This window comes from Arthrobacter agilis, from assembly GCF_030816075.1.
Lineage (GTDB): Bacteria > Actinomycetota > Actinomycetes > Actinomycetales > Micrococcaceae > Arthrobacter_D > Arthrobacter_D agilis_E.
Genome location: NZ_JAUSXO010000001.1, coordinates 1,589,690 through 1,614,246 on the forward strand (window position 1 = coordinate 1,589,690; position 24,557 = coordinate 1,614,246).

At 65.9% G+C, this 24,557-nt stretch carries 26 protein-coding genes; 11 read left to right on the top strand and 15 right to left on the bottom strand.

The features are described from left to right. Positions 1 to 1,112: 1,112 nt before the first annotated feature. From QFZ50_RS07190 to QFZ50_RS07205, 4 genes are all read left to right on the top strand, one after another. Positions 1,113 to 1,367: a DUF4242 domain-containing protein gene (locus QFZ50_RS07190; protein ID WP_307083058.1), complete on the top strand. Its 255-nt coding sequence runs from the start codon at positions 1,113 to 1,115 to the stop codon at positions 1,365 to 1,367. Beyond that, positions 1,367 to 2,107, top strand: a complete 741-nt coding sequence (locus QFZ50_RS07195) for a hypothetical protein (protein WP_307083059.1) — start codon at positions 1,367 to 1,369, stop codon at positions 2,105 to 2,107. The genes QFZ50_RS07190 and QFZ50_RS07195 overlap by 1 nt, the downstream gene beginning before the upstream one ends. Positions 2,108 to 2,135: 28 nt before the next feature. Continuing rightward, positions 2,136 to 3,683 carry an HD domain-containing phosphohydrolase gene (locus QFZ50_RS07200; RefSeq protein WP_307083060.1) on the top strand — a complete coding sequence of 516 codons (1,548 nt, stop codon included), beginning with the start codon at positions 2,136 to 2,138 and terminating at the stop codon, positions 3,681 to 3,683. 210 nt (positions 3,684 to 3,893) lie between these two features. Further along, complete coding sequence (locus QFZ50_RS07205; RefSeq protein WP_307083061.1) at positions 3,894 to 4,430, top strand: septum formation family protein; 537 nt, start codon at positions 3,894 to 3,896, stop codon at positions 4,428 to 4,430. Positions 4,431 to 4,519: 89 nt separating this feature from the next. Here QFZ50_RS07205 and QFZ50_RS07210 read toward each other — a convergent pair whose 3' ends face one another. Both QFZ50_RS07210 and QFZ50_RS07215 read right to left on the bottom strand, forming a co-directional pair. Further along, positions 4,520 to 5,350 carry an alpha/beta fold hydrolase gene (locus QFZ50_RS07210; RefSeq protein WP_307083062.1) on the bottom strand — a complete coding sequence of 277 codons (831 nt, stop codon included), beginning with the start codon at positions 5,348 to 5,350 and terminating at the stop codon, positions 4,520 to 4,522. Positions 5,351 to 5,622: 272 nt separating this feature from the next. Then, on the bottom strand, positions 5,623 to 6,078 hold the full coding sequence (locus QFZ50_RS07215) for an LURP-one-related/scramblase family protein (protein WP_307083063.1): 456 nt from the start codon (positions 6,076 to 6,078) through the stop codon (positions 5,623 to 5,625). Positions 6,079 to 6,348: 270 nt separating this feature from the next. Between QFZ50_RS07215 and QFZ50_RS07220 the strand changes: the two genes are divergently transcribed. Further along, a complete protein-coding gene (locus tag QFZ50_RS07220; protein ID WP_307083064.1) occupies positions 6,349 to 6,753 on the top strand; it encodes a hypothetical protein in 405 nt (134 codons plus the stop codon). A gap of 290 nt (positions 6,754 to 7,043) precedes the next feature. Continuing rightward, positions 7,044 to 7,829 (top strand): hypothetical protein, encoded by a 786-nt coding sequence (locus QFZ50_RS07225; RefSeq protein ID WP_307083065.1) that lies wholly within the window; start codon positions 7,044 to 7,046, stop codon positions 7,827 to 7,829. A gap of 210 nt (positions 7,830 to 8,039) precedes the next feature. On the opposite strand, the gene QFZ50_RS07230 is transcribed toward QFZ50_RS07225, so the two are convergent. Next, positions 8,040 to 9,047: a DMT family transporter gene (locus QFZ50_RS07230; protein ID WP_307083066.1), complete on the bottom strand. Its 1,008-nt coding sequence runs from the start codon at positions 9,045 to 9,047 to the stop codon at positions 8,040 to 8,042. A 72-nt stretch (positions 9,048 to 9,119) separates the two neighbouring features. On the opposite strand from QFZ50_RS07230, the gene QFZ50_RS07235 reads away from it, so the two are divergent. Beyond that, positions 9,120 to 10,100, top strand: coding sequence for a LysR family transcriptional regulator (locus tag QFZ50_RS07235; RefSeq protein WP_307083067.1), 981 nt, complete (start codon positions 9,120 to 9,122; stop codon positions 10,098 to 10,100). On the opposite strand, the gene QFZ50_RS07240 is transcribed toward QFZ50_RS07235, so the two are convergent. Together QFZ50_RS07240 and QFZ50_RS07245 are read right to left on the bottom strand one after the other, a co-directional pair. Then, positions 10,092 to 11,609, bottom strand: a complete 1,518-nt coding sequence (locus QFZ50_RS07240) for a DUF6297 family protein (RefSeq protein WP_307083068.1) — start codon at positions 11,607 to 11,609, stop codon at positions 10,092 to 10,094. The two genes, QFZ50_RS07235 and QFZ50_RS07240, sit on opposite strands and share 9 nt — an antisense overlap. Before the next feature lie 25 nt (positions 11,610 to 11,634). Beyond that, positions 11,635 to 12,321: an ABC transporter ATP-binding protein gene (locus QFZ50_RS07245; protein WP_307083069.1), complete on the bottom strand. Its 687-nt coding sequence runs from the start codon at positions 12,319 to 12,321 to the stop codon at positions 11,635 to 11,637. Positions 12,322 to 12,472: 151 nt separating this feature from the next. Between QFZ50_RS07245 and QFZ50_RS07250 the strand changes: the two genes are divergently transcribed. Both QFZ50_RS07250 and QFZ50_RS07255 read left to right on the top strand, forming a co-directional pair. Continuing rightward, positions 12,473 to 12,895: a GNAT family N-acetyltransferase gene (locus QFZ50_RS07250; RefSeq protein WP_307083070.1), complete on the top strand. Its 423-nt coding sequence runs from the start codon at positions 12,473 to 12,475 to the stop codon at positions 12,893 to 12,895. 246 nt (positions 12,896 to 13,141) lie between these two features. Then, positions 13,142 to 13,888 (top strand): hypothetical protein, encoded by a 747-nt coding sequence (locus QFZ50_RS07255; protein WP_307083071.1) that lies wholly within the window; start codon positions 13,142 to 13,144, stop codon positions 13,886 to 13,888. Here QFZ50_RS07255 and QFZ50_RS07260 read toward each other — a convergent pair. Beyond that, positions 13,844 to 14,890, bottom strand: coding sequence for a glycoside hydrolase (locus QFZ50_RS07260; protein ID WP_307083072.1), 1,047 nt, complete (start codon positions 14,888 to 14,890; stop codon positions 13,844 to 13,846). The two genes, QFZ50_RS07255 and QFZ50_RS07260, sit on opposite strands and share 45 nt — an antisense overlap. A gap of 96 nt (positions 14,891 to 14,986) precedes the next feature. Between QFZ50_RS07260 and QFZ50_RS07265 the strand changes: the two genes are divergently transcribed. Further along, the gene (locus tag QFZ50_RS07265) at positions 14,987 to 16,219 is read left to right on the top strand and encodes a saccharopine dehydrogenase family protein (protein ID WP_307083073.1); all 1,233 of its coding nucleotides are present in this window, start codon (positions 14,987 to 14,989) and stop codon (positions 16,217 to 16,219) included. Between the two features lie 8 nt (positions 16,220 to 16,227). On the opposite strand, the gene QFZ50_RS07270 is transcribed toward QFZ50_RS07265, so the two are convergent. The 3 genes from QFZ50_RS07270 to QFZ50_RS07280 are packed head-to-tail and all read right to left on the bottom strand — an operon-like array spanning position 16,228 to position 17,561. Further along, the gene (locus QFZ50_RS07270) at positions 16,228 to 16,746 is read right to left on the bottom strand and encodes an SRPBCC family protein (protein ID WP_307083074.1); all 519 of its coding nucleotides are present in this window, start codon (positions 16,744 to 16,746) and stop codon (positions 16,228 to 16,230) included. Continuing rightward, on the bottom strand, positions 16,739 to 17,113 hold the full coding sequence (locus QFZ50_RS18210) for a mycothiol-dependent nitroreductase Rv2466c family protein (RefSeq protein WP_373462309.1): 375 nt from the start codon (positions 17,111 to 17,113) through the stop codon (positions 16,739 to 16,741). Before QFZ50_RS18210 ends, QFZ50_RS07270 begins: the two co-directional genes overlap by 8 nt. Before the next feature lie 40 nt (positions 17,114 to 17,153). Continuing rightward, positions 17,154 to 17,561, bottom strand: coding sequence for a VOC family protein (locus QFZ50_RS07280; RefSeq protein WP_307083076.1), 408 nt, complete (start codon positions 17,559 to 17,561; stop codon positions 17,154 to 17,156). A gap of 220 nt (positions 17,562 to 17,781) precedes the next feature. Here QFZ50_RS07280 and QFZ50_RS07285 point away from each other — a divergent pair, with 220 nt between their 5' ends. Next, positions 17,782 to 18,153: a VOC family protein gene (locus tag QFZ50_RS07285; RefSeq protein ID WP_307083077.1), complete on the top strand. Its 372-nt coding sequence runs from the start codon at positions 17,782 to 17,784 to the stop codon at positions 18,151 to 18,153. A gap of 340 nt (positions 18,154 to 18,493) precedes the next feature. On the opposite strand, the gene QFZ50_RS07290 is transcribed toward QFZ50_RS07285, so the two are convergent. From QFZ50_RS07290 to QFZ50_RS07315, 6 genes are all read right to left on the bottom strand, one after another. Next, positions 18,494 to 18,772, bottom strand: coding sequence for a hypothetical protein (locus QFZ50_RS07290; RefSeq protein ID WP_307083078.1), 279 nt, complete (start codon positions 18,770 to 18,772; stop codon positions 18,494 to 18,496). Positions 18,773 to 18,923: 151 nt separating this feature from the next. Beyond that, complete coding sequence (locus tag QFZ50_RS07295) at positions 18,924 to 20,345, bottom strand: NAD(P)/FAD-dependent oxidoreductase (protein WP_307083079.1); 1,422 nt, start codon at positions 20,343 to 20,345, stop codon at positions 18,924 to 18,926. 64 nt (positions 20,346 to 20,409) lie between these two features. Beyond that, positions 20,410 to 20,877, bottom strand: a complete 468-nt coding sequence (locus QFZ50_RS07300) for a carboxymuconolactone decarboxylase family protein (RefSeq protein ID WP_307083080.1) — start codon at positions 20,875 to 20,877, stop codon at positions 20,410 to 20,412. Between the two features lie 148 nt (positions 20,878 to 21,025). Next, on the bottom strand, positions 21,026 to 21,739 hold the full coding sequence (locus QFZ50_RS07305; RefSeq protein ID WP_307083081.1) for a TetR/AcrR family transcriptional regulator: 714 nt from the start codon (positions 21,737 to 21,739) through the stop codon (positions 21,026 to 21,028). A 140-nt stretch (positions 21,740 to 21,879) separates the two neighbouring features. Next, positions 21,880 to 23,112 carry a cation:proton antiporter gene (locus QFZ50_RS07310; RefSeq protein WP_307083082.1) on the bottom strand — a complete coding sequence of 411 codons (1,233 nt, stop codon included), beginning with the start codon at positions 23,110 to 23,112 and terminating at the stop codon, positions 21,880 to 21,882. A 90-nt stretch (positions 23,113 to 23,202) separates the two neighbouring features. Further along, positions 23,203 to 24,510 carry a DUF2252 domain-containing protein gene (locus tag QFZ50_RS07315; protein ID WP_307083083.1) on the bottom strand — a complete coding sequence of 436 codons (1,308 nt, stop codon included), beginning with the start codon at positions 24,508 to 24,510 and terminating at the stop codon, positions 23,203 to 23,205. Between the last annotated feature and the right edge of the window lie 47 nt (positions 24,511 to 24,557).

Below are 24,557 nucleotides of genomic sequence, written 5' to 3' on the forward strand. Positions count from 1 at the left end.
GGTCTGTCGCAACGGCATCACCGCTGAATCACCACCAGAACCTGGAATCAGCCGTCGAGCGACGTGAGGACAGAAACCATGATTCGACGCAACAACGTCCCGATAACGAAGTCCTGACCAAAGGGTAGATCGGTAAACCACCCTGCTAGCGTCGATAGATGAACCAACACCGCGTACTGGGCGTATCACTATCGGCACTTGTTACGGCCGGCCTCCTCGCAGGGTGCACTGCTCAAGATCCAGAGCGCCTTGAAGAGCTGCCCTCACCCGGATCGACTGACAATCAGCCGTCACCTCGCTCCACAGGTGTCACGTCCGACGCAACGGCAGCACCGATTTCCGGTACTTACACGGGTGACCACACGTTCGAACTGGGCACCCCGCCCTCCGGCGCCACACACATCAGAGTGGAACTCACCTGCGGTAGTCCCGGAACTCTCTTCCTGCCGGGTGGTGCGAAGATGGACTGCGCGGACGCTGCCGCGCAGTCCACGACGGGTGTGTGGTCACTTCCCCTGGCAGCCGGTCAGGACTCCCTCGAGGTCCGTGCCAGTGAAGCCGACCTCAGTTATGAGGCGAGAATGGCGTACGAGGCCGAGTAGATGCGTCAGGCGCCTGCGTCGGCCGGCCATTCTCGCTGAAGGATCGTTTCACGGGCTGAAGGGCGCCCCGGTCCGTCGCTGGCGGGCATGCTCGCCGAGGGTGCCACCCATGAGCCCGGCTGTATCCGGCCGAGGATCGCCGCCGCTGGTTCATCCGCACCATCCCCGAGCTGCTCATCGTCACGTTACCGATGCTGCGCCCCCTTCGTCTGCTGCGCCTGGTCACCCTGCTACGCACCCTTCACACGGTAGGCGGGCACCCCCTCCTTCCACCCTGTCACCGTCTCTGTACAGCGAGACGACACCTGCCGCCTTCACGGCTGCTTCCTCAACCGTCGCAGCGTGCAGCAGGGGACGTGACCGCCGCCTCCAAAGCAGCAGGAGTCCCGAGGAAGGGGTGAACCGTTTTTCGTCCTCTGAGATGAGGCAGATGCCTCATGACCCGGACCAGTTGGCGGAGCACAATCGAACCATCTCCCCGCCGACGAAAGCCGATGAAAGGAGCCAGCAATGACTCTCTATATGGATGTACACGAGACACTTCCCGAGGGAATCGGAGCACAGGACGTGGCCGGTGCTCATGCCCGAGACCTGGAGACCCAGGACAAGTACGACGTGAAGTACCTGCGCTACTGGGTCGATGAGCAGCACGGGAAGGTGTTCTGTCTGGTCGAGGCACCAGATGCCGCGGCCGCGATCACTGTTCATCGCGAGGGTCACGGGCTCGTCGCGGACCGCATCTTCCCCGTGATCGAGGGGTCGTGATGACTACTCCTCGTGCCGGCGCCGAGGCAACCCCGATCCTGCCTCCCGGGGGTGACGAGCGTATTGCCGGCTCGGGCATCGTGGGTCTGTCGTTCTCCTCCGGCGACTATCTCGCGACGCGTCGTATGGCCTCGAGCTTCGGCCCCGACTACACGGCGGTCTGGCACCGCAGTCCCAGTGGTGACTGGACGGTGTATTCGACCACTGATCCGCAGCACAGCTGCGAACGGTACATCGGCTCGGCGTGCACTCGCCCGTCGGTCCGTGGACCGATCGATGCCGACTGGCTCGACGAACGCACCCTGCACATCTCCATCGGTGGAACGCTCGACTGGACCATTGCTCTCACGAGCACCCCTGTCACGCGGATGATGAGCCGCATGTGCAGGCTCATGCCCCTGTGGATGTGGACCAGCCCGGCCGTGCTGTCACTCATGGGGCGGATGTCAGGCCCGGTGCTGGGCGTGGGCAGGGTCCGGCTGAGGGGGGTGATGCCGAACGGCCAGCACTTCGCCATGGCGCCCCTGCAGATCTGGGCTGTCGAGGAAAGCCGCGCGACCCTCGACGGGAGCGATTTCGGCGTCCCCCAGGCCCTTGCCACCCAGACCCGTCTGGGTGGGTTCTGGTTGCCCCAGCGCGGCCTCTTCATGACCGGCTTCGTGCACTTCGACACGTTCGATGCAGCCGAACACCTCTCGGCCGCGGACCACGACAGGAGGCTCCGGGAGACCGCTTCCTAGACGGTCACAACCGCGAGAGGATGAGCGCATGCCCCATGGAGCCATCGCCACAAGGCGCACAGAGCTCTTGGCAGCCCTGTCGATCGCGATCGACCTCGGACTCGGCCAACCGACCGAGCACGTCCTGCGCTCATCGGTCATCGCAACGCGACTCGCGGACCGGCTCGGGCTCGACCGCGAGGAGCGTGAGACCACCTTCTACCTCACCTTGATGATGTGGATCGGGTGCCATGCCGAATCCCACGAGTACGTCCGCTGGTTCGGCGACGACATCACCGTCAAGCAGCAGGCCTTCCTCGTCGATTGGGCGGGCCTGCCGTACATGCGCTTCCTGCTGGGCAACATCGCTCATGGCGCTCCGCTGCCGGAACGGCTCAAGGTGATCGCACAGCTCATGCACGATCCGAGGCGACAGCTCGGGGAGATGATCCATTCGCACTGCGCCTCGGCCTCCCTGCTCTGTGCGGAGATGGGACTCCCCGAGCGGGTGCAGAAGGCGCTCGCCGCAACATTCGAGAGGTATGACGGGCAGGGCAGTCCGATGGGCCTCGAGGGCGAGGCGATTCCCCTCGAGATGCACATCGCCCACCTCGCCGATCTCGTCGAGGTCCATGATCGCACCTACGGTCCAGGCGGAGCAGAGCACATGGTGCGGTCCCGCCGCGGCGGCCAGTTCGATCCGGGGGTCGCCGATGCCTTCCTTGCAGCGCCGGGCGAGATCCTCGCCCCGCCCGCGGGCCAGACGCATTGGGACGAGGTGCTGCGCGAGGCACCTGATCGAGACCGACCGATGAGCCCTGTCGAACTGGATCGAATACTCGTTGCGATCGGCGACTTCGTCGATTTGAAGTGTCCGTTCACTCTGGGGCACTCCCGAGCGGTCGCGGACCTCGCCGCGAGGGCAGCCGTTGCGTCCGGCCTCGACGCGGACGACGTCGCGGCCGTGCGACGCGCCGGCCATGTGCACGACATCGGCCGGATCGGTGTCTCGAACCGGATCTGGGAGCAGGGCGGTCCGCTCTCCGAGGTGCAGTGGGAGCGCGCCCGCCTGCACCCGTACCTCACCGCGCGCATCCTGGAACGCGTGGAGGGTCTCGGAGACGTTGCGCGCATCGCCGCGAACCACCACGAGCAGCCCGACGGCCGCGGCTACCCCCGCTCGCTCACAGCGGCAGCACTTCCCACACCGGACAGGATCTTGGCGGCCGCGGTCGCCTACGAAGCCGCCCTCGAGCCCCGGCCCTATCGCACGGAGCTCCTCCCCGACCAGGCCGCAGACAGGCTGCGGAAGCGCGCGGCGACCGGTCGGCTCGACCCCGCCGCGGTCAGCGCTGTGCTTTCGGTGGCCGGACACCGCCAGGCGAAGACCGCTCAGCGGATCGATGGCCTCACGCCCCGCGAAACGCAGATCCTGGTGCACGTCGCCCGTGGTGAATCCAACCGGCAGATCGCCGAACGCTTCACGCTCTCGGAGAAGACGGTCCGCAACCATGTCGAACGCATCTACGGCAAGCTCGGCGTGGGGAACCGGGTCGGCGCCAGCCTGTACGCCCTGGCGCACGGCCTGGCCGGCTGAGACATACTCAGGAGCGCCGCCAAGGGGTAGCCCCGAGTACGTCCACAGAGGGCTCTGCCCTGCGTAGGTCGTGGCCAGATCTCGTTGTAGACAGGGCCTGACCGTGTCCCGAAGAGGCGGGACGGGTTTCGGGGTGCCCACGCTTATACTCCTCTCAGTCGGCACCGCATCCGCTGGGCCGTGTCTTGGGGGTGCGGTGTGAGTCGAGGCTTGAAGTCTGTCGTTGTGCGAGGTGCCGTCGGGCTGTCGGTAGCGCTGTTTCTCTTCGGAGCTACCGGGTGCGCCATACTCGAGCCCGACCTGCCGGCGCCTGATCGGGATCAGGCAGGTGATCTCGTTGCCGAGTCGGAGACGAATGCTGCTGCTCTCCTGGTCGGTGACTGCACCTCGACCCTGGCATCTGCTGAACAAGCAGAAGCCGCGGCTTCCGGTGAAAGTTTCGACGTCTACGAGGTGACCGCTATTCCGTGCGAGGACGAACACGTCTTCGAGGCCTTTGCTGTCACGACGCTGCCCGATGGTGAGTATCTGGGCGAGTCATGGGCCATCGACTTGGCCGACGAGTTCTGCACCACCGAGTTCGAGGAGTTCGTCGGGCTGGCCTATGACGAATCCGAGCTGTGGTTCAGCTACATCTACCCCAACAATGAGGGCTGGACGTGGAAGGACGACCGCCAGATCCTCTGCTTCATCTCCATGACGGACGAGGCTCCCACGACCGGCACCCTCGCCGGAGCCAAGCGCTGACCACCGGTATCGTGGCCACCAACCCTCCGTGACCTGGCGCGGGGGAACAGCCCCCTTCTCGTGCTGACGCGCCACACCCACTGCCGTGGTCAGGGTCCGTTCTGCGGGTGGAGAGTTCCACGGTGGATCTCGTAGGAGCGGGAGTGCCCGGGCTCATCAGGATTGTCGACGATCGGTTCATCTGACATGAACTGGCTGATGACGTGAGCCAGTTCGCCGGGATTGCTGAAGTTGATAGCGTGCGCCGCCCCCTCGATGATCACCATCAAGACGTTGTTGTCCGTGCGGCTCGCGACCTCGCGGATCCGAGCGGGGCTCGGCATCAACGGATCCCGGTCGCCGATGACCACCAGGGTCGGACTCTTCAAGGCCAGCAAACGATCAAGGGACGGGTACCGCGTGAGAGCGCGAAACATCCTGACGGTGCTGGGGACACCGAACCTGAGGTAGTCCGGGGCGGCCACGCGCATCATCCCGATCGGTTCGCGCGCACCATCGCGGGCGAGTTGCCGCAGGGCGCGTCCTAACGGCTGATTGTGCACTCCCCCGGCCGGCGAGACGAGGACTGCCCGATCCAGGCGCTCAGGATGACTGTAGGCGAATTCGCAGATGACCGGACACCCCATGGAATTGCCGACAAGGGTGGCCGACGCGATATGACGATCGTCGAGGAACCTGGCGGCTGCGTCGGCGAGATCGGGCACGTCGAGGGGATTGAGCGCCTTCCCGCTGCGTCCGAATCCCGGAAGATCCGGGACCAACGTGTGGAACTCGTCCCGGAGACGTTCCGCCGTCGGCAGGAGGTACCGGCCGGAAAGGCCGAAGCCGTGCAGGTGCATCATGACTGGCGAATCGGTCAGGGCGGACGATTCCCGGTAGAAGACATCGACGCCGTCGATCCTCGTCCAACGTTCTGCCAACGCTGAGGCCGCCCGCCTGGGCAGCCGGCGCCTCCTGGGTCGAGACCCGGGCAGACCTGGCACCTCGTCGGTCGTCACCACAACTCTGATCGGTCGTGCACCGGCCGCTTCGTGCCAGGTGCGCCGGTCCACTCCCGATGGTCATCGCTCGGAAAGGGACCCTGGGCCGAGAACTGGGTGCAACGGCGAGCGCGACGATCGGCCATCGGTCGAGAACCCACGATTCTTCGGACAGCAATGATCGGGTCGGGCCCCGGATCCATGGGTAGCACCTAGGTCAGCGAGTCGATGGCGACGGTGATCGACAGGATGAGCGGTACGTCCTCCCCCTGGGCCACGTCGATGCCGTAGGACTCACGCATCCGGAACCATCTCTTCGAGATCGTCGCAATCACGCGTCCGTCACGCTCGATCTGGTACTCGTGACCTATGAAATTCCCTGACGCTCTCATCGGTGCGCCGTCTTCCACATCGATGGTGAACCGGGCTCGGAGCCCGATCAGCGCCTTGTAGACAGTGACTGCCGTGCGACCGCCGCGCTCGACGGCGACTTTGTCGCGAACCGAAAGCTTGCGCTCCTGGATGCGTGCCACCTCATTCCCGGAGGCGTCCTCCAGGACAAAGGTGTCCCGGACCCGCAGGGCCTTGCCGTTGACCCTGTAGACCCGCTGACCCGCGTCGTCCTCGATCCAGTAGTCATCCCCGAACGAGGCAAGCTTCTCGCGCATCTGGAACCGCTGTCCCCCGAGAGCGTCAGGTCGGCTTCGTTCGGGCCGGTTTCGTAGTAGTCGCATGCCTGACCGTAGATCCATGTCGTCAACTCTTGCTTCACCCGGAGCGGATGATTGCGGCCCGGAGTCGACCGACCTGGACCGTCGTGAGGAGCCCCACGGGAGCATCTCCCGGTCTGGAAATCCCGCCCGGGATCGTGCGCCCGACCCCGCTAGTCACCCCGATCAGGTGATACCGAGATCCGAACCCGGATCTAACCTGAGGAAATGCGCATCGAGGCATTTGTGGGCACTGTTCCCGTCGCCGTCCTGCTGACCGCTCTGACTGGTTGTGCGAGTCCGGCACCCGAACCGACCGCACCAGCCACGACAGCCGGCACGGTCACGCCGACCGCAGATCCGGAGGTGTTGTCCGGCTTCCTGTGCGCGGCCTATGAAGGCAACGTATGGCGGGGTAAGGCCCTCCTGACGAACATCGGCACCACAACCAACTCCTATACGGTCCGGTTCTCCGTTCTGCGCGCTTCCGACGGCGGATCGGTCGGCTTCGCCGAGGACAGGTTCACCTTGGCAGGGGGCGAGTCCACGGACATCACGTTCCCGGATATCCATACTGGCGACCCGGCCGGTCTCCGATGCGTCCCCGAGGTCTCGGCCATGCCCGCCGGATAGAGGACCCCGGTATCTCGGGTGTCCTGCAGTGTGCGCCATGGCTGTGCGTTGGACGGCGGTCCGGTGGACACCGCGGCATCGGTCAGTGATCGAACTCAGCACTGGCCATTCTGCCGGCCCGCTGGCGCTCTAGCCTGATGCCACGTTCAGCGTTGGGGACAAGCGAGTCCGCGGCTGCCCCAGATTTGTCCACCATCATCAGGGCGACGTTCGGGATGATCCCCTACCTGCTTGCACCACGCAGGACATGCGCCGCTGCCGGATCTGCTCATACCTTCCAGGGAGCTCAAATGACCGACCTCGTTCCCAGTACCCCTCGCCGCCTGTGGGCCACGGCCTCGGGCGATTCCTCCCGTCAGGTGCTCACCTGCGCGGCGGCTGCCGCACAGGTACTCCTCCCCACGTTCTACGGTCCGCGGTTCCGAGGTGGGGATGCACCGCCGAACGTGATCCAGCCGGCCGCCTTCAGCTTCACCATCTGGTTCCCGATCTTTGCCTCCTCCATCGCCTTCGCGATCCACCAGGCCCGCGGTTCCGCCCGCTCCCAGGACATCTGGCGTGCAGCGGGATGGCCCCTTGCCGGAGCCTTCGCTGCCGCCGGTATCTGGGCGCCGCTTGCACGCTCCGGCCGGTCCTGGAGCGCCCAGGCGGCGCTCGCCGCGCTCGCCGTTCTGGCCGAGGCGGGACGGCGTCGGATTGCGCAGGCTGAGCGGAAGGATCAGTTGAGCACGGCCCAGGTTGCGGCGGTCGCCCCGGCGGCGGGAATGCTTGCCGCATGGGGACAGGCAGCCTGCGGAGTGAACCTGGCCGCCGTGCTCGTCGCCAAGGACCTCGTCCCCGCCGGGCCGAAGGCCTCGACGGCGGGAGCGGCCCTCCTCGCGGCGCTCGGCGCGCTCGGCACCAGCGCCGTCGCCGCTCCCGAACGTTCCACCGTCTCCTCCCGGTTCTACGCCGGCACCCTGCTGTGGGCGTTCGCCGGCGTCATGATGGGGCAACGCCGACGCTCACGGTCCGCCGTGACAACAGCAGCCGGCGCTGCGCTCACAATGCTGGCCGTCGCAGCCGGCAAGCGATGACATCAGACTGACCATTGACGGCACCGCACCGCATTCTCAGTGCCAGGGCGCGATGATGAGAACCGCGGCGGCAAGGGCAATAGGGCTATGGCTACCGGGATGGAGCGTTTGACGGTTCCCGGCGAAAGTCGGCCCGCCACTGACCGGTGACCCGGCACGTCGAACTCGGTTGCCGCAGGTTCCGGGATCGTGTTGCCTGATGATCCCACTTCAGGCAGGGGTGTCGTGACGTGCGTGCAGGAGCGCGGGTTCCTGTAGATCTCGGTGGCGGGTTTCGGCTCGTAGTCCGAGGTAGGTGCCGGTGATGATGAACCCGGCGCCGAGGAGCCCGAGGAGCCCGAGGGTGTCCTGCCCGATGGTGACTCCGATGAGGACGGCCCAGACGGGTTCCGTGCCCATGAGGAGGCTGGCCCGTGACGCAGACGTCTGTTGGATCGCCCAGGTTTGTACGAGAAACGCGAAGACGCTGCAGGCCAGGCCCAGATAGAGAACACCGAGCCACTGTGCGGGATCGAAGATGCTGATGGCGTCGAGGACACCCGTATGGTCGGCGGCGGTGTAGACGACGGCGCAGACGGCACTTTGCACCAGCGTCAGAGTCAGCGGACTCTGGTCCCGTCCTCGGGTGAGACCGGAGACCGCGGTGACGTGGATGGCGCGGACAACCGCGGCGGCGAGCATCAGGGTGTCCCCAGGAGTCGGGGTCACGAGTCCCTCCTCGGATACCAGCAGGCACACCCCGACGACGGCGATCACGCCCGCACCGAGCACCATGCGTGGCAGTTGGACCCGGAAGGCGACGCTCTCCGCAATCGGGGTGAAGACGACGACGAGGCTGATGATCAAGCCGGCATTCGTGGCACTGGTGCCGGCGATCCCGTGGGTCTCAAGGAGCAGGACGGCCGCTTGAGTGAGGCCGAGTGCGGCGCCGGTGGCAATCTCGCGCGGTCCCGCCTTGCGCCGGGTCCGGATCAGCGCAATCACGACCAGAACCGCGGTGGTGATGAGGAACCGGAACGAGAGAATCACGGTGACACCGACGGTGTCGGTGAGGACCTTCGCCACGAGGTAGCTGCTACCCCACACCAGGGCGACCAGCAGGAGAAGGACATCGACGCGGCGTGCAATCAGGGAGGAGAGGACGGGATGGTGCCGGCTGTTTCCTAGGCGCCGGTCGAAGGAGTCCGGTGAGGTCGGAGATGAGAGGGAGGAGGGCACTCCTAGAGCTTGGCGCATTCTGGATGGTTAGACGAGAGGGCAGTTTGTGAAGTGATGGTTTAGCGTTCTCTTATGGATGTGCATCACCTGCGGCTACTCAGAGAGTTGGGCGAACGCGGGAGCCTGGCTGCTGTGGCGCGGGCGTTCCACGTTTCGCCGTCTGCTGTGTCCCAGCAACTCAGCGCGTTGCAGCGCCGGATCGAGGTGCCCCTGACCGAACGCCGAGGCCGAAACCTGGTCCTGACCGGAGCCGGGCAGGCGTTGGCCGAAGCCGCCACGCAGATCAGTGTCGCGATGAGCTCCGCGGAGCAGGCTGTGAGCCGGTATGTGCAGGACCCGACCGCGACGGTCAGCATCTGCGCGTTCAACAGCGCCGGACTGACCTACTTCGGACCGCTTCTGGGAGACCTTGCCGGTGAGGGGAATCCACGCCTGGTGTGTCACGACCGGGACGTCGGGCAGGATGCTTTTCCCGCCCTCGCAGCTGACTATGACCTCGTCATCGCTCACCGCCTCGAGCACAGCGCGCCCTGGCCGTCGTCCCTGACAGTGCTGCCCCTGGTGCGTGAGCCCTTGGACGTGGCCATGTCGGATCAACACCCTCTGGCCGCTCACCCCACCGTCGGCGTCGCAGAGCTGATCGATGAGGAATGGGTGTCCGTCCAGGACGGATTCCCGCTGGTATCAGCTCTGCACAGCATTGCCGTACACGCAGGAAGACCGCTGAACATCACGCACCGGATCAACGAGTTCTTCGTCGCCGCCGCGATCATCGCGAACAGTCCCGCCGTGGCGCTTATGCCCCGCTACACAGCCGCGCCTCAACCCGGCAGCCGCATCGTTCTCAAACCACTGCGCGATGTACACCTCAGCAGACGCGTCGACATCCTCTGCCGTCCCGAAAGCCTGCACCGAACAGCCGTACAGAAAGTCGTCAGGACCCTCCAGAACCGCGCTGCGCCCCCTCCCCGGACGGCAACGACACACGCCCGATCACCTGAACAAAACCCTGAATCGCCGGTAGAGCATCCGTCAGCCGATCCTTCATCGTGAAGGCGGGGTCGAGACCTGCACGATGATCGCCGTCGCGCTGGCGATGATCTGGGCGAGAATCAGCCACGGATGAACCACCCCCACGTAGAGCGCGAGGAGGACCGGGACCATGGCCAGGACGGTCATGTCCGTCCCGCGCAAGAGTGAGGACAGTTGGCCCCGGGGTACTGACCCGAAGGGCGTCTCCACCGGCGGCGTGGTCCAGTCGGTGGCGGGGCGGGTAGCTGCGCGGACAGCTCCGGCTCCCATGCCGAAGCCCGCGAGAGCGCCAAGGAGTACGAGGCTGGGAGGACCGGCTCCCAGCACTGCCAGTGCTGCAGTCAGGGCGCCCATCCAGGCCGCCATGGCAAGGGCGGGCATGAGGGTCCGGCTGCATCGCACCAGGACCGGGCTGACGGGCAGGAGCACGTCGAGCTCGGGGATGACGGCTGTCCGTCGGGCGACGGTTCCGGTTCCTGCTGTCGTGACGCATCCTGCGATGAGGATCACGGTCAGCTGGAGGAACACGGGAAGGGCCGGGGTGACCAGAGCGACGCCGACGCAGATCCCCTGCCACACCAGTGCCGCGGTGGGCGGAGGCTGCAGGCGGAGGAACGCAGCGACGTCGGCGCGTACCACGGCCGTGAGGGCCCTTCGAGGGGGGCGCGCGTAGTAGCGCGAGCCGCGTCGGCTGACGCCCGAAGCTCGTTCGGCCACCAGGGAGCGGCGCAACTCGTTGACGTCGATGAAGAAGATGGACGCCACGGCATGCCCCGAGACGGCGCCGCCGCGTTGCAGCTCGGATCCGCGCACGGCACCGGCGCGATGGAGCACGTACGCGACGAGCATCGTCGCTGCGACGCCCACCAGGACGAGCGGCCAGATGGCGGCGGCCACGAACGGCAGGACGGCCACGGGGACGAGTCCCACGAAGATGCTCGCCCGGAGTGCACGGGACGCTGGTGCCAGCTGCAGGACCGCGGCGCCGGCGACAGCCAGAACAGTTCCACCTCCGAAGGTCGCCGCCGCGCCCACATGTGCCGAGGGGGAGCGATCGAGCGCGGTCAGGAGGCTGAACGGCACATAGGACACGGAAGCTACGACACCGACGGCGCCCAGTCGCCGGAGGAACGACGGAAGAACCATCGGTCTGCGGTCGATCGGCAGCGGCAGCCACCACGCTCCCTCTGCCTGGCCGACGGTGACAGGTCCAAGCCGGCGGGCCACCACGACGATCCCCACGAAGGCCAGGTAGGTCAGAGCCATCCAAAGGATGCCGGCGGGTAGTACCTGCCAGCGCATGGCCACCAGGCTCGTCTCGTGGATACTTCTCGCTGCGATCTCATTCCGGAGGGCCACGACGAGCGACGCGACCATCATCACGACGCAAGCACCTGCCAACGCGTTCGAGTACACGTCGACGAAGAGATCCCGCGCCGACGAGCGGACCCTGTTGTACTGTCGGGCCGAACGCCGCGTGAAAATGACGACGTCCCTCGCCAGGCGCACCGGATCACGGTCCGGTGCCACCCACCCTGTCGTCGCGCCCACCGGGTCAGGTACCTGCAATGATCTGAGCCCCCCGCTCCGTGTCGACCGTCGTGACGACCTCATCGATGACCAAGCATGATGTCGCCGTCCGTACCAGCAGCCGGGGATCGTGGGTGACCAGGACGATGGCGGTTCCCGCCCCGGCACGTTCCAGGATCCGCCCGGACAACGCGTCACGCATCACGGGGTCGAGGCGCTGCTCGGGCTCGTCGAGGAACACCAGTGAAGACGGTCGGATGAACCCTGCGGCCAGGAGCAGGCGCCGGCGCTGCCCTGAGGACAATGCGTCCGGGACCACATGCGCCCTGTCCGCGATCCCGAAGAATTCCAGCTCGGCCTCCACCGCGTTCTCAGGATCGTCCAGCGAATGCCCCCGGGCAACCAGAAGTAGATGTTCCCGCACCGTCAATGACGGAAAGAAGACGTCCTCATCGAACACTGCGGCGACCTGTCGCCGAAACATGACCGCATCGAGCGCCACCGGTAGGCGATGGACGCGCACATCCCCGGCCAGTGGGTCCTGGCGCCCCGCCAGCGTTCGAACAACTGTGGACTTACCGGCACCGTTGAAACCCACCACCGCAAGAACCTCGCCGGCAGCGACGCTGAAGGACACCTCCCCGCAGACGGGAGTACCTGCGTACCCGACCAACAGCCGATCAGCCTCAAGCACTTCCCCCACGGCAGCCATCCTCCAACCCTAGACGGGAACCACCAACCGCCCGTGCCCACCGCACAAGGGTGTCTTCAAGCGGCGCACGGCTGGTCCGCCCGGCTGGACGCCCCCGCCGGGCGCCGTGAGCCGGCACACGGGTGGAGCCGCGATCGTGCTTCGATGAAGCATGACCACGATCGAGGTAGTGAAGGCCCAGGACCTAGCGCTGGATGATGTTCTCGCTCTCTATGGCGCCGTGGAATGGCTTGCCTACACCAGGGAGCCGGCTGCCCTCCAGAGGGCCCTCGAAGGATCATCCACCCTCGTGACTGCCCGCGACGGTCGGATGTTGGTCGGACTGGCGCGAGTGATCTCCGACGGTGCTTCGATCTGTTACCTCCAGGACATCCTCGTCCGGCCGTCCCACCAGAGGCGCGGTGTAGGACGTGCCCTCGCTGAGCGAGCCCTCGAGCAGTACCCCCACGTGCGGCAGAAGGTCCTCATCACCGACGATGAGCCACGGCAGAAGGCATTCTACGAAGCCCTCGGCTACACGCAGACGGACGAATTCCCCGGAGGGACCATCCGAGCTTTCGTGAGGTTCGACTGAAAGCTGCGGACGACCGCCGGCACCACCGGCTCGACGTTGACGCCCACCGAGAACGAGATCATCATGAACACTCCAGCAGCTCCTCGCTGCGTGACTCCACACCTCACCTATCCGCGCAGCAGACCTCCGGTGTCGGCTGGCGGGTGCGCAGTTGCTGTAGGAAAAGGGTGGGGTGAAGGTGCAACGAGGCTGTGGAGGAACACAATGGGAAACTCTCGCCGCGGGACCGGCATCAGGCGTCAGGCCGTGAAGTCCACGCTCCTGGTGACCCTGGCCGTGACAACTGCCGCATGTTCGCCGCCCACCCTCGAGCCGTCGGCACGCGCTGTACTGGCCGACAGCGGGAAGTACCCCTGGCACACGAACATCGTGGCCACGACTTTCTGGGTCGGCGAGATCTTCGATCCACAGGCACAGGACGGCAGCCAGGCGTATTCGACCTACGATTCTGCATGGATACAGAGCTACGGCGGGTGCGACGGGATTTCAGCCGGAGGGGTCTGCACAACGGAAGTCCGCGTGCAGTCCAACGGCTACGCTCCCACCAGGATGACACCCAGCGAGAACCCGTTCTACCTGGACCTGCCGTACGACGACATCAACAATGCCGCAGCCTTTCGAGAGCGGGCTGGGGTCATACCCTGGGCCAACGAGGCGGCATACGCCGGCAGGGGACCAGACGCCTCTTTCAGTTATATGAAGAACCGATGGGTCAGGATGCGCAACGGCGACCGCGAATGTTACGGACAGATCCAGGATGCCGGACCCGGCCAGTACCAGGACAAGGCCTACGTATTCGGTGCCAATGACACACGACCGGCCAACAAGGATTTCAATGGAGCCGGCATGGACGTTTCACCGGCCCTGAACGGCTGCCTCGGGTTCAAGGAACTCAACGGCCGGGATGACCGGGTGAACTGGCAGTTCGTGGACGACAAGGATGTCCCGTCAGGGCCCTGGAAGACCATCGTCACCACTCGGCAGGTGCGCTGAGGCATTTCCGGTGGAGTAGCCGAACGATGGCCTGCTACCCCTGGGGACGAGTTCGCCGGCGGGGCTGACGTGGAACCAGGCGGCCCGGACATGACTCCTGCGATGAGCCGTGCCCGCCGCCTCGCCCTCCATGTCGCCGAGGTCCGCACCGGTCCATTGCGGATGGGTGAAGTAGACGACGGCAGCGTGATCCTCCTGAACCACGACGTCAGCATGCCGGGCCACGACAGGGAGGCCCCTGAAGGTTTCCGGTGCCGTCAGGATGAGTCCGCCGTCGCGCTTCTGCCGCTCCCATCCACCTGCACCATCACGTGACCGGTAGACAGCCAGGCCCCGCCACTCGTCGGTGATCATCCAGTACCACTGGCCCAGCACGAAGACCTTCGGTCCCTCGTGCGGCCTGCCATCGATCACCAGGCCCTCCACACGCCAGGTGGAGGGCAGGCTCGGGGTGGCTGTCACCGCGGCATAGGTGCGAGACCCCTGCGTCTCGTCCTTGTACCAGAGGCGGAAAAGGCCATCACCGCACTGCGTCACGGCCGCATCGATGACCCGCTCGGAACGGAGGTCGAGATAGGCCTGGAACTCCCACATCTGCAGATCGGCGCTGGTGTACTGGGCGATCCGCGCCGGACCGGTCCAGTCGGTCCGCTCACCGCCCAGCAACGTCAGGAACATGAGCCAGCGGTCCCCTACCCGGACGATGTCAGGCGCCCACCGGGTAAGGGGCCCCACGAGACCCGGTGGGGTGAGGCCCTCGACGATGCCCTGGTAGATCCAGGTCAGACCGCCGTCGCTCGAGCGTGCGACACCGATGTCGGACTCGTGCACCCAGGCCACGCCGTCGAGCCTGACCTGCGTAGCGCGGCGCTGCGTGTAAAACATCAACCAGGATCCCGTGACGGGATCGGGGACCAGGACCGGGTCGGTCGCACCGTCGTGAACCGGATCGCGGTAGGGGACGGCAAGGAGCCGGTCCGAGAGGACAGGAAGGTCGGTCATCTGATGCATCCTGTCACGAAAGGATCAGTGTCGAGGCAGACCTCCCCCAGGCGCTTCTCGGTGTCGGTCCGGGCGCTGCCGTGGAAGACTGCTGGCATGGAGGCCCCAGCGCGCGACCACGACCTCGTCCTCTTCGGTGCCACCGGCTTCGTCGGTGAACTGATCGCCGGATATCTCGCGGACCACGCTCCGGCGGACCTCCGCGTGGGGCTCGCGGGGAGGTCAAGGGAGAAGCTCGAGGCGGTACGGTCCAGGCTCCCTCCCGCAGCACGCGGCTGGTCCCTCATCGAAGCCGATTCGGATCACCCTGGAACGCTCGCTGCGCTGGCCGCGGGCACCAGGGTTCTCTTCACCACTGTCGGCCCCTACGCCAAGTACGGACTACCTGTCGTCGAAGCATGTGCCCGCGCCGGCACGCACTACGGGGACCTGACGGGCGAGGTGTCCTTCGTCCGTGACGCCATCGACCGCTCCGACGCCCTGGCGAAAACCACCGGCGCGCGGATCGTGCATGCGTGCGGCTACGACTCCGTCCCCTCGGACCTCGCGGTGCTCCTCCTGCACCGGACCGCGGAGGCCGACGACGCCGGCGGGCTGACCGAGGTCCAGCTCGTCGCCACGGCCAAGGGTGGCTTCAGCGGCGGCACCATCGAGTCGATGCGCGGGCAGCTCGACGGCATGCGGTCGGATTCCGTGCTGCGAACGCTCGCGGGCGATCCCTTCTCCCTCGGCCCGGACCGGGCAGCTGAGCCCTCGACGCGGCAGCCGTCGGATCTGGGGTGGGTCGGCCGTTCGGAGGACGGTCTGTGGACCGCGCCCTTCATCATGGCGTCGGCGAATACGCGCATCGTGCGTCGCAGTAATGCCCTGCAAGGGTGGGCCTACGGCAGGTCCCTCCGGTACGGCGAGGTGATGGGTACGGGACGGGGGCCCGCACGCGCGCTCCTCGCCGGAGCGATGGCGCTGGGTCTGCGGGTGTTCGGGGCTGCAATGGCCTTTCCTCCCACGCGTAAGCTGCTGGACCGCGCCCTTCCTGCCCCGGGCACCGGACCGACCGAGGCCGCGCGGCGCTCAGGCTGGTTCCGTTCGGAGGTGACCGCCTCCACGGAGAGCGGACGGCGGTACCGGGCCGTCGCAGCCGGGCCGGGAGACCCCGGGTACGCCGCCACCGCCGTCATGGCCGGTGAGACAGCGCTCTGTCTTGCCCTCGACGGCGACCGCCTGCCACCCGCCGCAGGATCGCTGACCCCGGCGACCGCCCTCGGCGATGTCCTGGTGGAGCGACTGCGTGCGGCAGGCCATACCTACGAGGTCACCTCCCTTACCTGACTCTGCGGTCAGGGCCGGACCTCTTCACTCGTGGGAACGGCCTCGGCGATCCGCTTTATCGCGGCCAGAGTCCTCGGGATGCCTCCGAGCGCCTGTTGGGTGCGGTCGGCGATCTGAGCAGACGCCCCGTCACCGTACTTCTCCTCGAACATGGCGATCCCGGCGGGTAGGAATTCCCACGACTCACGGAGGGTCGTGCCGGTTTGTTCTCGAGTCAGCGTGAAGCCCCAGCGGACGAAGCTACCGCCCACTACCCAGGCGAACTCGCGTCCGCGATCGGCAGCCACCACCTGCGACCGGGTTTCCCAGGAGCGATCCGGGAGCTCATTCCGCCCAGTGAACCAGGCACCGAGCCGGCCGGCCTCGACCTCGTCGTCGCACCAACACGAGGTACAGACCGGACTCCACTCCCCCGTGCACGCAACATCGGACACCAGGTCATAGAGCGCCTCGGCCGACGCCTGAACCAGAATGGACTCCTGGTGATGACGGATGCTTGTCTGACTCATAAGCCCCTTCTCACGCATCCCTCACTTCTTCTGGCGCCGACTCCCGCCGTGCCAGAGCGACCACATGGTCCCAGAGCTCGGCAGCCGAATCCTGCGCCGGCAGCCTGCTGATGACCGGCCCGAAGAAGGTCACACCGGCGGGCGGCTCGAAGTGGATGATGGGCGTGCCCACATCCTTCCCCGTCAGTGCCAGTGCCTCGTCCGTCTCCTCGCCGATCTCACGGTCCCAGGAATCGTCGTCGACACGTCCACGCTCGCACCGGTTGACGAACCACGTCCAACCAGTCGAGGATCCATCCCTCGAGCGGGAACTCGTGCCCGGACCCAGCGACGCAGGAAGTCGACGTTCACGAGGCGTCAGAGGCGCGGGAGCAGCCGAGCGCAGTCAGCCCTTGTTCGGCAGTGCTGAAGAGCAGGGCTGAGTGCTAGGTGAGCCAGTCGCTACGGTTCCGGATCTCCTGTACGGCCCACCCGTTGCCGTCCGGATCCGAGAAATAGATGAACGCGGCTGCGTCCCCCTCTCCCATTCTCGTGACGGGCTCGACGTCGATGCCGCGCTCCAGCAACTCCAGGCGGGCTGATTCGACATCCCGCACCACGAGCTGGAGACCGGAGATCGGCGCGCTCGCACCGGACCCCATGCCCTCGGTGAAGACCACCGAGCAGGATGATCCCCTGGGCGTGAACTGGACGACCCGGACTCCCGGCACCGGGGACACGTCATGGTCCAGGACGAAACCGACGCTGTCCCGGTAGAACTCGATGGACCGGTCGATGTCGCTGCTGGGCAGAACGATTACTTCGAGTTTCCATTCCAAGGACGTTTCGGGCATACCGGAACCCTACAGCCACGACGACCGCTTCACCCGCAGGATGCAGGAGGGACTTCGGCCCTGATCAAGAGAGGTGGCATTCGCCCCCAGGGAGACGTGGAACTGCCCCGCTGGGCCCTCGCGCTCTTTGTCCGGATCTTCACGGTGGTTCCGGTTGTTGAAGGGCTTCATATACTTCAGTCCCTGTCGGTTATTGCGCCGCAGTGGCACACTGGGCCGCATGATCGATCAGACGAAGGCGTTCAGTGGTTTCTCAGTGCGGGACATCCAGGAGGCGAGGGCGTTCTACGAGGATGCGCTCGGGCTGTCCGTCGCGGAGGAACATGGGATGCTCTCGATCGATCTTGGGAGTGGTCACCACGTGCTCGTCTACCCGAAAGGGTCCGCCCACGAACCTGCGACGTTCACCGTCCTGAACTTCCCCGTCCCGGATGTCGACGCGGCCGTCGATGAACTCGGGGCCAAAGGGGTCGTCTTTGTTCACTACGAAGGGATGACGGACGACAAGGGAGTGAACCGGAAGGGTGGCCCCCTCATCGCCTGGTTCACCGACCCGTCGGGCAATGTCATGAGTGTCATCGCGACGCAATAGCGGCGAGCGGGTGCCGAGCGTCGAATGGACGCAACGTACTCCTTCGCCGAGGTCCAGATCCCTTGTCGAGATCCTCGCCGCACGACGCTGACATCAAGCACTCACCTGCGTCCACTGAGCGATCGCGATCGGCACAGGATGAAGGATGGACATGATCAACGACTGGCGACGCGCTCCGGACTCGAAGAGGACGACGACAGGGAGCAGACCGGGCTGCTGATCAACGGCCATGCGGCCGCCGATCAGCCCACGGCAGTCACTGTCGACACCCCGTCCGGTCAGACGGGATGACGTCGGAACCCATCCCGCAACGCGTCGGAACTCCCGTGTCAGGCAGGCGTCAAGCTTCCTTCGCCGCGCTGTGAGAGTCCACGTCGGCCGCGGCCTCGGCCTTGTCGGTGGCCGAGCCGGTGTCCCGGATTGTCTGGCGGCGGTCGAGCTCTTCCCGTAGGTCGTGGTGCTGACCTTCGGTTTCGGCGTCGACTTCACCGTCACGGATGTACTGCGCATCCCTCGAGCGGTGGTTCCTGCTGTTCAGGATGTCCAGGTCATCCCGATCGACTGACGTCAAGTCCTCCGGGAAGGTCTTTTCCGGATCCAGCCTGCTGCTATCACTCACGAAGTTCCTCATTCACGTACCAACAACCCAATGGCCCCGCTTCTAGAGGCGAAAGAGACACTACCGTAGCTTCCACCCGTCGGCGCCACGACTCGATGTGAAGCCGCAGGACCTTCATCGTCGGAGGGGGAGACCGGTTGTCGGGCCGGCGTCAGGACGCACGGTTGTCCTCCTCTTTCCCTCCAGCACCGAGGGCGCCGGTATGTGGTGCTGGATGGACGGTCGCCGTAGCCGTCGGTGGCTGGGGCCGGCTGTAGGACGCGGCTTCCTCGAACGTCGCCCGTGGAGTCTCGAGGCCACGGAGGCCTGCGGTGTCGCGCCCGAGCCAGAAGTTGTTCCACCACCCCCAGAGAACCCGCCACTTGCGTTCCCAGGTGGGAATGGCAAGCACGTGGTACCCGCGGTGCATCAGCCAGGCCGGGAAGCCCTTGATGACGAGAGGCCCGGACTGGAAGACACCGGTGCCCAGGCCGAGGGTCGCGACGGCGCCGAGGTTGTGGTGGCGGTATTCCTGCGCCTCACCGCCACGCAGCGTGTCGCGGATGCTGCGGGCCAGGAGCTTGGCCTGCCGGATGGCGTGCTGGGCGTTGGGCACGGTATAGCCACCCACCCCTCCGCCCGTGAGGTCCGGAATGGCCGCGTTGTCTCCTGCCGTCCACGCGTCGGCGACCGGTGTGTCCGGGCCGCCGATCCGGAGGTCGGCGCGGGCGATGATGCGTCCCCGCTGGTCGATCGGCAGGTCCGTGTTCCTGGTGATCATCGGGTTCGCGATGACGCCGGCGGTCCAGATGAGCAGGCCCGCATCGAAGGATTCGCCCGTGGACAGGCTGATGCGTCCGCCGATCGCGGACGTCACCTGGGTATCCAGATGGATACTGGCCCGCCGCTCCGCGAGGTGGCGGAGGACCCAGCGGCTGGTCTTCTCGGATACTTCCGGCAGGATCCGGCCCGTCGCCTCGACGAGGTGGAAGTGGGTCTCGGCCAAGGACAGCTCGGGGTATTTCTTCAGGGTGGCTGTCACGAGCGCCCGAAGCTCGCCGAACGACTCGATGCCGGCGTAGCCGCCGCCGACGAAGACCACGGTCAGGAGTTTCTCCCTTTCGGGGCCGGGAGGCAGGGACGCTGCGGTGTCGATGTTGCGCAGCATGGTGTCTCGGATGTAGACGGCCTCTTCGATGTTCTTCACCCCGATCGCCTGCTCGGCGACGCCCGGGATGGGGAAGGTCCGGGTTGTGGCGCCGGCGGTGACCACGACGATGTCGTATGTCTCGCGTTCCTCGCGTTCCTCGCGTCCGTCGGGGAGCTTCAGCGTCGCTGTCTTCGCTGAATGGTCGATGTAGGTGACCGTCGCGGTGATCAACCGGGTCTTCTTCAGGTGCCGGCGGTGGACGATGACGCTGTGGCGGGCTTCGATGGACCCGGCGAGCACTTCGGGCAGGAACGGCTGATAGGTCATGTACGGGACGGGATCGACCAGGGTGACCTCCGCTTCCCCCCGCCGGAGGTATCTCTCCAGCCGCCAAGCGGTGTAGAAACCTGCATAGCCGCCGCCGATGATGAGGATCTTGCGCATGTGGATGCGTCTCCAGACTTTCTCTTGGTACTACGTGGTGGTGGCATCGCCCCGGACAGAAGGGTCAGGGGGCGACGCGGTAGGCGCCGCTGATCGCGATGCGGTTGTACGTATTGATGATCAGCACCACCCAAGTCACCGCGGACATCTGGCCGGAGGTGAGGTGCGCGGCCGCCGCTTCATAGAGGCCCGCGTTGCGGTGGGAGTCCTGGATGAGCGTGAGGTACTCCGTCAGGGCGAGGGCTGAGCGTTCCGCTTCGTCGAAATACTCACTCTCCCGCCATGCGGAGAGCACATTGAGCCGCACGGGGCTCTCCCCCTTGTCCAGGGCATCCTGTGAATGGGTGCGCAGGCAGAACGCGCACCCATTGAGTTGGGACGCACGGAGCTTCACGAGCTCGATCAGCAACGGGGACAGGCCCTCCTCCAGGGCTGTCATGTCCGCCAGCCGTGCGACCGGGGTCAGCGCCCGGTAGAGCTGCGGGTGCCTGCTGCCGACGTTCGTCCGTGCGGTCTTTTCCTTGGTGATCATGGCCTGCATACCTCCGGTGAGTGGTGATCCGCGCTTGTTCCTGCGCTGATTCCACGATCCCGCGATGACCCGGGTGTGGGGGAAGGAATGGGACGAAACGGCACCGATCGTCCCATCAGCACGGAGGGCCGCCAACGGACGGTACCGGTCAGGTCCGAGCGCGATACGTCTCGCGGTAGGACGGGGTCGCGACGCCGTCGACGGCGAATCTTGTCAGGTTCCGCAAGAACGAGCCGTCGATGGTCTGGCCTGTGGCGACCAGTCGGTGATGAACCGAGCCGTACACCGCATCGATCACGACCGCGAGGTCGACGTCGTCGCGCACCTGTCCGCGGCGCTGGCCGCGCGCCATGATCGCAAGGAACCCCTGGCGTCGCTCCCGCAGCAGGGTGTGGCGGAAGTGGGCGGCGAAGTCCTCGCTACGGATCGCCTCGGCCAACAGGTTCGCCACAGTGGAGCCGGCACCGCCGATGTGGAGGCAGTACGTCAGCGCCACGAGGTAGGCGTGCAGGTCCCGTGCAACATCGCCGGTGTCCTCGACGTTCGTCAGGAGATTCGTCTTGTAGGTGAAGGCCTCCAACACAAGCAGCTGGCGCGATGGCCAGTGCCGGTACAGCGTCGACTTGCTCACCCCCGAGGCTCTCGCCACCGCTTCGATGGTCACCGCGTCGTAGGTGAGCCGGTCGACCAGCACGCTGGCGGCCTTCAGAACCCGCAACCGCACCTCGGCCTCATGAGACGCGATCAGGGGATGGGCTGGATCAGCCCTGCTCCGGGGTTTGACCCGCACCGTCGATACAGGCCCGGCACCGCCGCCAGACCCCTCCATCACACCTCTAGACGCACCGTCAGACGCACCCATAGCACCGTGGATCCTTGCCGTTCGGTTTCTGTAGCCGCCGAGCCTACACCCCTCACGCGCGAGCCGGCAGGTGTCCTTCACTGACCGAAGGCCCGACGCGGACCTTCCAGCCCCGTCCGGGGCGTCACCAGGGGTCGGTCCTATCTGCCGACGATGTGGGCGTCGCCGTGCTGCAGTGCATAGCGGCGCCCGAGAGGACCGGCCGATACTCCGTGGAGTATCACGCTGAGCAGGACGGTGAGACTGACGACGGAGATCGCCTGTCGGACCGGGCCCGAATCTCCGAGCTCTTCGATCGCCAACAACGCGAACACGATCGAGGCAAGGCCGCGCGGCCCGAACCATCCCACGAAGATGACCGTCGACCTGTCCAGCCCTGTTCGCGGTAGCGCCAGTGCCACGGGAATCATGCGGATGACAGTCAGGCTCGCTACCGCGTAGAGCAGGGTCCACGCCGAGAAGAGCTCGAAGGCAACCGGCACGAGCGCCGCGCCGAACAGGAACCATACGGCGAACGCGAGCAATTCCCCGAACAGTTCCGGCAGTTCACTCAATTCGTGCTGTTGCTCGGCGCCCTCTCCAAGGGCGGCACTGAACGCGATTCCCGCGACGAAGGCGGCGATGAATCCGTTGCCGCCGAAGGTCACTGCGCCGGCGAAGCTGCCGAGCGCGGCAGCCAGAGTTGCCAGTCGTCGACCACCGGAACTCACCCAGTCGCGCTCCGAAGCGAACGCGATGAGCTTGGCGCTCCCCCACCCGACGGCGACACCCACAACGATCCCGATACCCAGTTCGAGCAGCGGACGGATTCGGGCGTCGTCATGGCCACCATCGGTGCCGAGCTGACCCGCCACCAGCGCGAGCGCGAAGACGACGATCGGAGTGACGATCCCATCGTTGAGCCCGCTCTCGACGGTGATCACGCGGCGCATCCGCGAGGGGATCCGCTTGTCGTTGATCACCTGGGCACTCAGCGCAGCATCAGTAGGGGCGAGGGCGGCGCCGACGAACAGCGCGAGAGCCCAGCTGAAGTCATCGAAGAACACGACAGCGGCGACGGTGCCGAAAAGCAGAGTGAGTGGAAGGCCGATCCCCAACAGACGCGCAGGCACCCGGAGATCGTGCCTCAAGTCTGCGACATTCACCCTCACCGCGTCGGAGAACAGCAGCATCGCAAGCGTCAACTCGGCGAGAAGGTGAACCGACGGCGCCTCGACATCGATCGGAACCGGGCCCCAGTATCGGTTCCCGAGCAGGAAACCGGCAAGCATGAACACCAGCGGACCGGTGATATTCCATCGACTCAAGCGATTCGAGGTCACTGCCCATCCAAGGATGAGCACCATCAGGAGGGCGAACGCCGCATCAGTCATCAGTCCGACCTCCCCGGGTTCGAGGGCTACTGCGAAGCATCGCGACGCGATTCATGCGGTTCGACTTCCCTTCCAGATCGTGGACCGCCCCTAGCCGACGCCGACGGCTTCCAGGCGTCCGGAACGGACTGCAGCGACGAAAGCCTGGAAGTCGCGTTCGTTCTGGTCGGCATAGTGCCCGGAGAAGTCGGCAATGGAGCGGTCGAATGTGTCGCTGCTACCCAGGTAGGCGGCCAGCGCGACGGGGTCACCGGATCGGGCATGCGCCCGTGCCAGGGTCCATCCGCAGGCATTGGCATAGAACGTCATGCCGAGCGGCCTCATCCCCTCCACAACGGCTGAACCCTTCATGTCACGCAACTGGCGCCAATACAGATACCTGTTCTCCTGTACGCCCTTCGTCCAGCCAAGAAAGATGTCGCTCGCGGCCTGCATCATCCGCTGCCCCTGCACCACCCGCTCGCCCGGCTGGCGGAACCGGCTCTTCGGCAGGTGGTCCTCGAGCACAGACCTCCTGGCTTCCTTGACCTGCAGGAACAACGGATCCTGTTGATCCCGGCCCTGAAGCAGAGCGATGAATGCCCGCGTGCCGACACTGCCGACACCCACGACTCTGCGGGCGACATCGACCACTTCGAAGCGCTCCAGCAAGTGACGCCGGTCAGCAGGGAGGGTGGCCCGGTAGGCGCGGAACTGCTCATGAACCACCTGCTCCACCTCATCGGGCGACATGCCGAACGATCGACCCAGGTCCCGGGCAGGAATGATGATCGGAGGCTTGCTGACGATCCGGTACTTCCCGTCGACGCGCTCGGCGAGCTTGGAGAGTGCCTGCAGACTGTCACGGGTGCGAGCCTTGGCGATGTTCGTCCGCGCCGACTTGCCCACATCTTCGGCCCTCTTCAGGGCCTTGCCCTTCTGGGTCGCCACCGCCACATCGATGGCGTCCATCAGTTCCTCCTCGGACAGTCGGGCGTACCAGATGTCCAGAGTCCGCATCTGCGCGAACCGGGCCATCGCTTCGCGGTATGCCCGCACCGCCGTGAGTGTCACTTCGAGCGCGTCGTCTTCGGCGAATGCGTTGTTCCTCGCCGCGATCATGAAACTCGCGGCCATGCGCTTCACGTCGTACTCGAACGGCCCTGGAAGCGTTTCGTCGAAGTCGTTGAGGTCGAACATCAACCTCCGCTCCGGTGAGGCGAACACACCGAAGTTGGACAGGTGGGCGTCCCCGCACAGCTGGGTCATCAGACCCGACCGTGGCGTGTCCATCAGGTCGGCGGCCATGATCTTGGCCGCGCCCCGGTAGAACGTGAAGGGGGAGGCCAGCATCCGCCCGTGGCGGACCGGTACGAGGTCTAGGTCGCGGGTGAGGTTCTGTTCCTCGAGCAGCGCCACAGGATCCGGGCGGTCCGCTGAGGGTAGCCAGCCCCTGTGGGAGGACC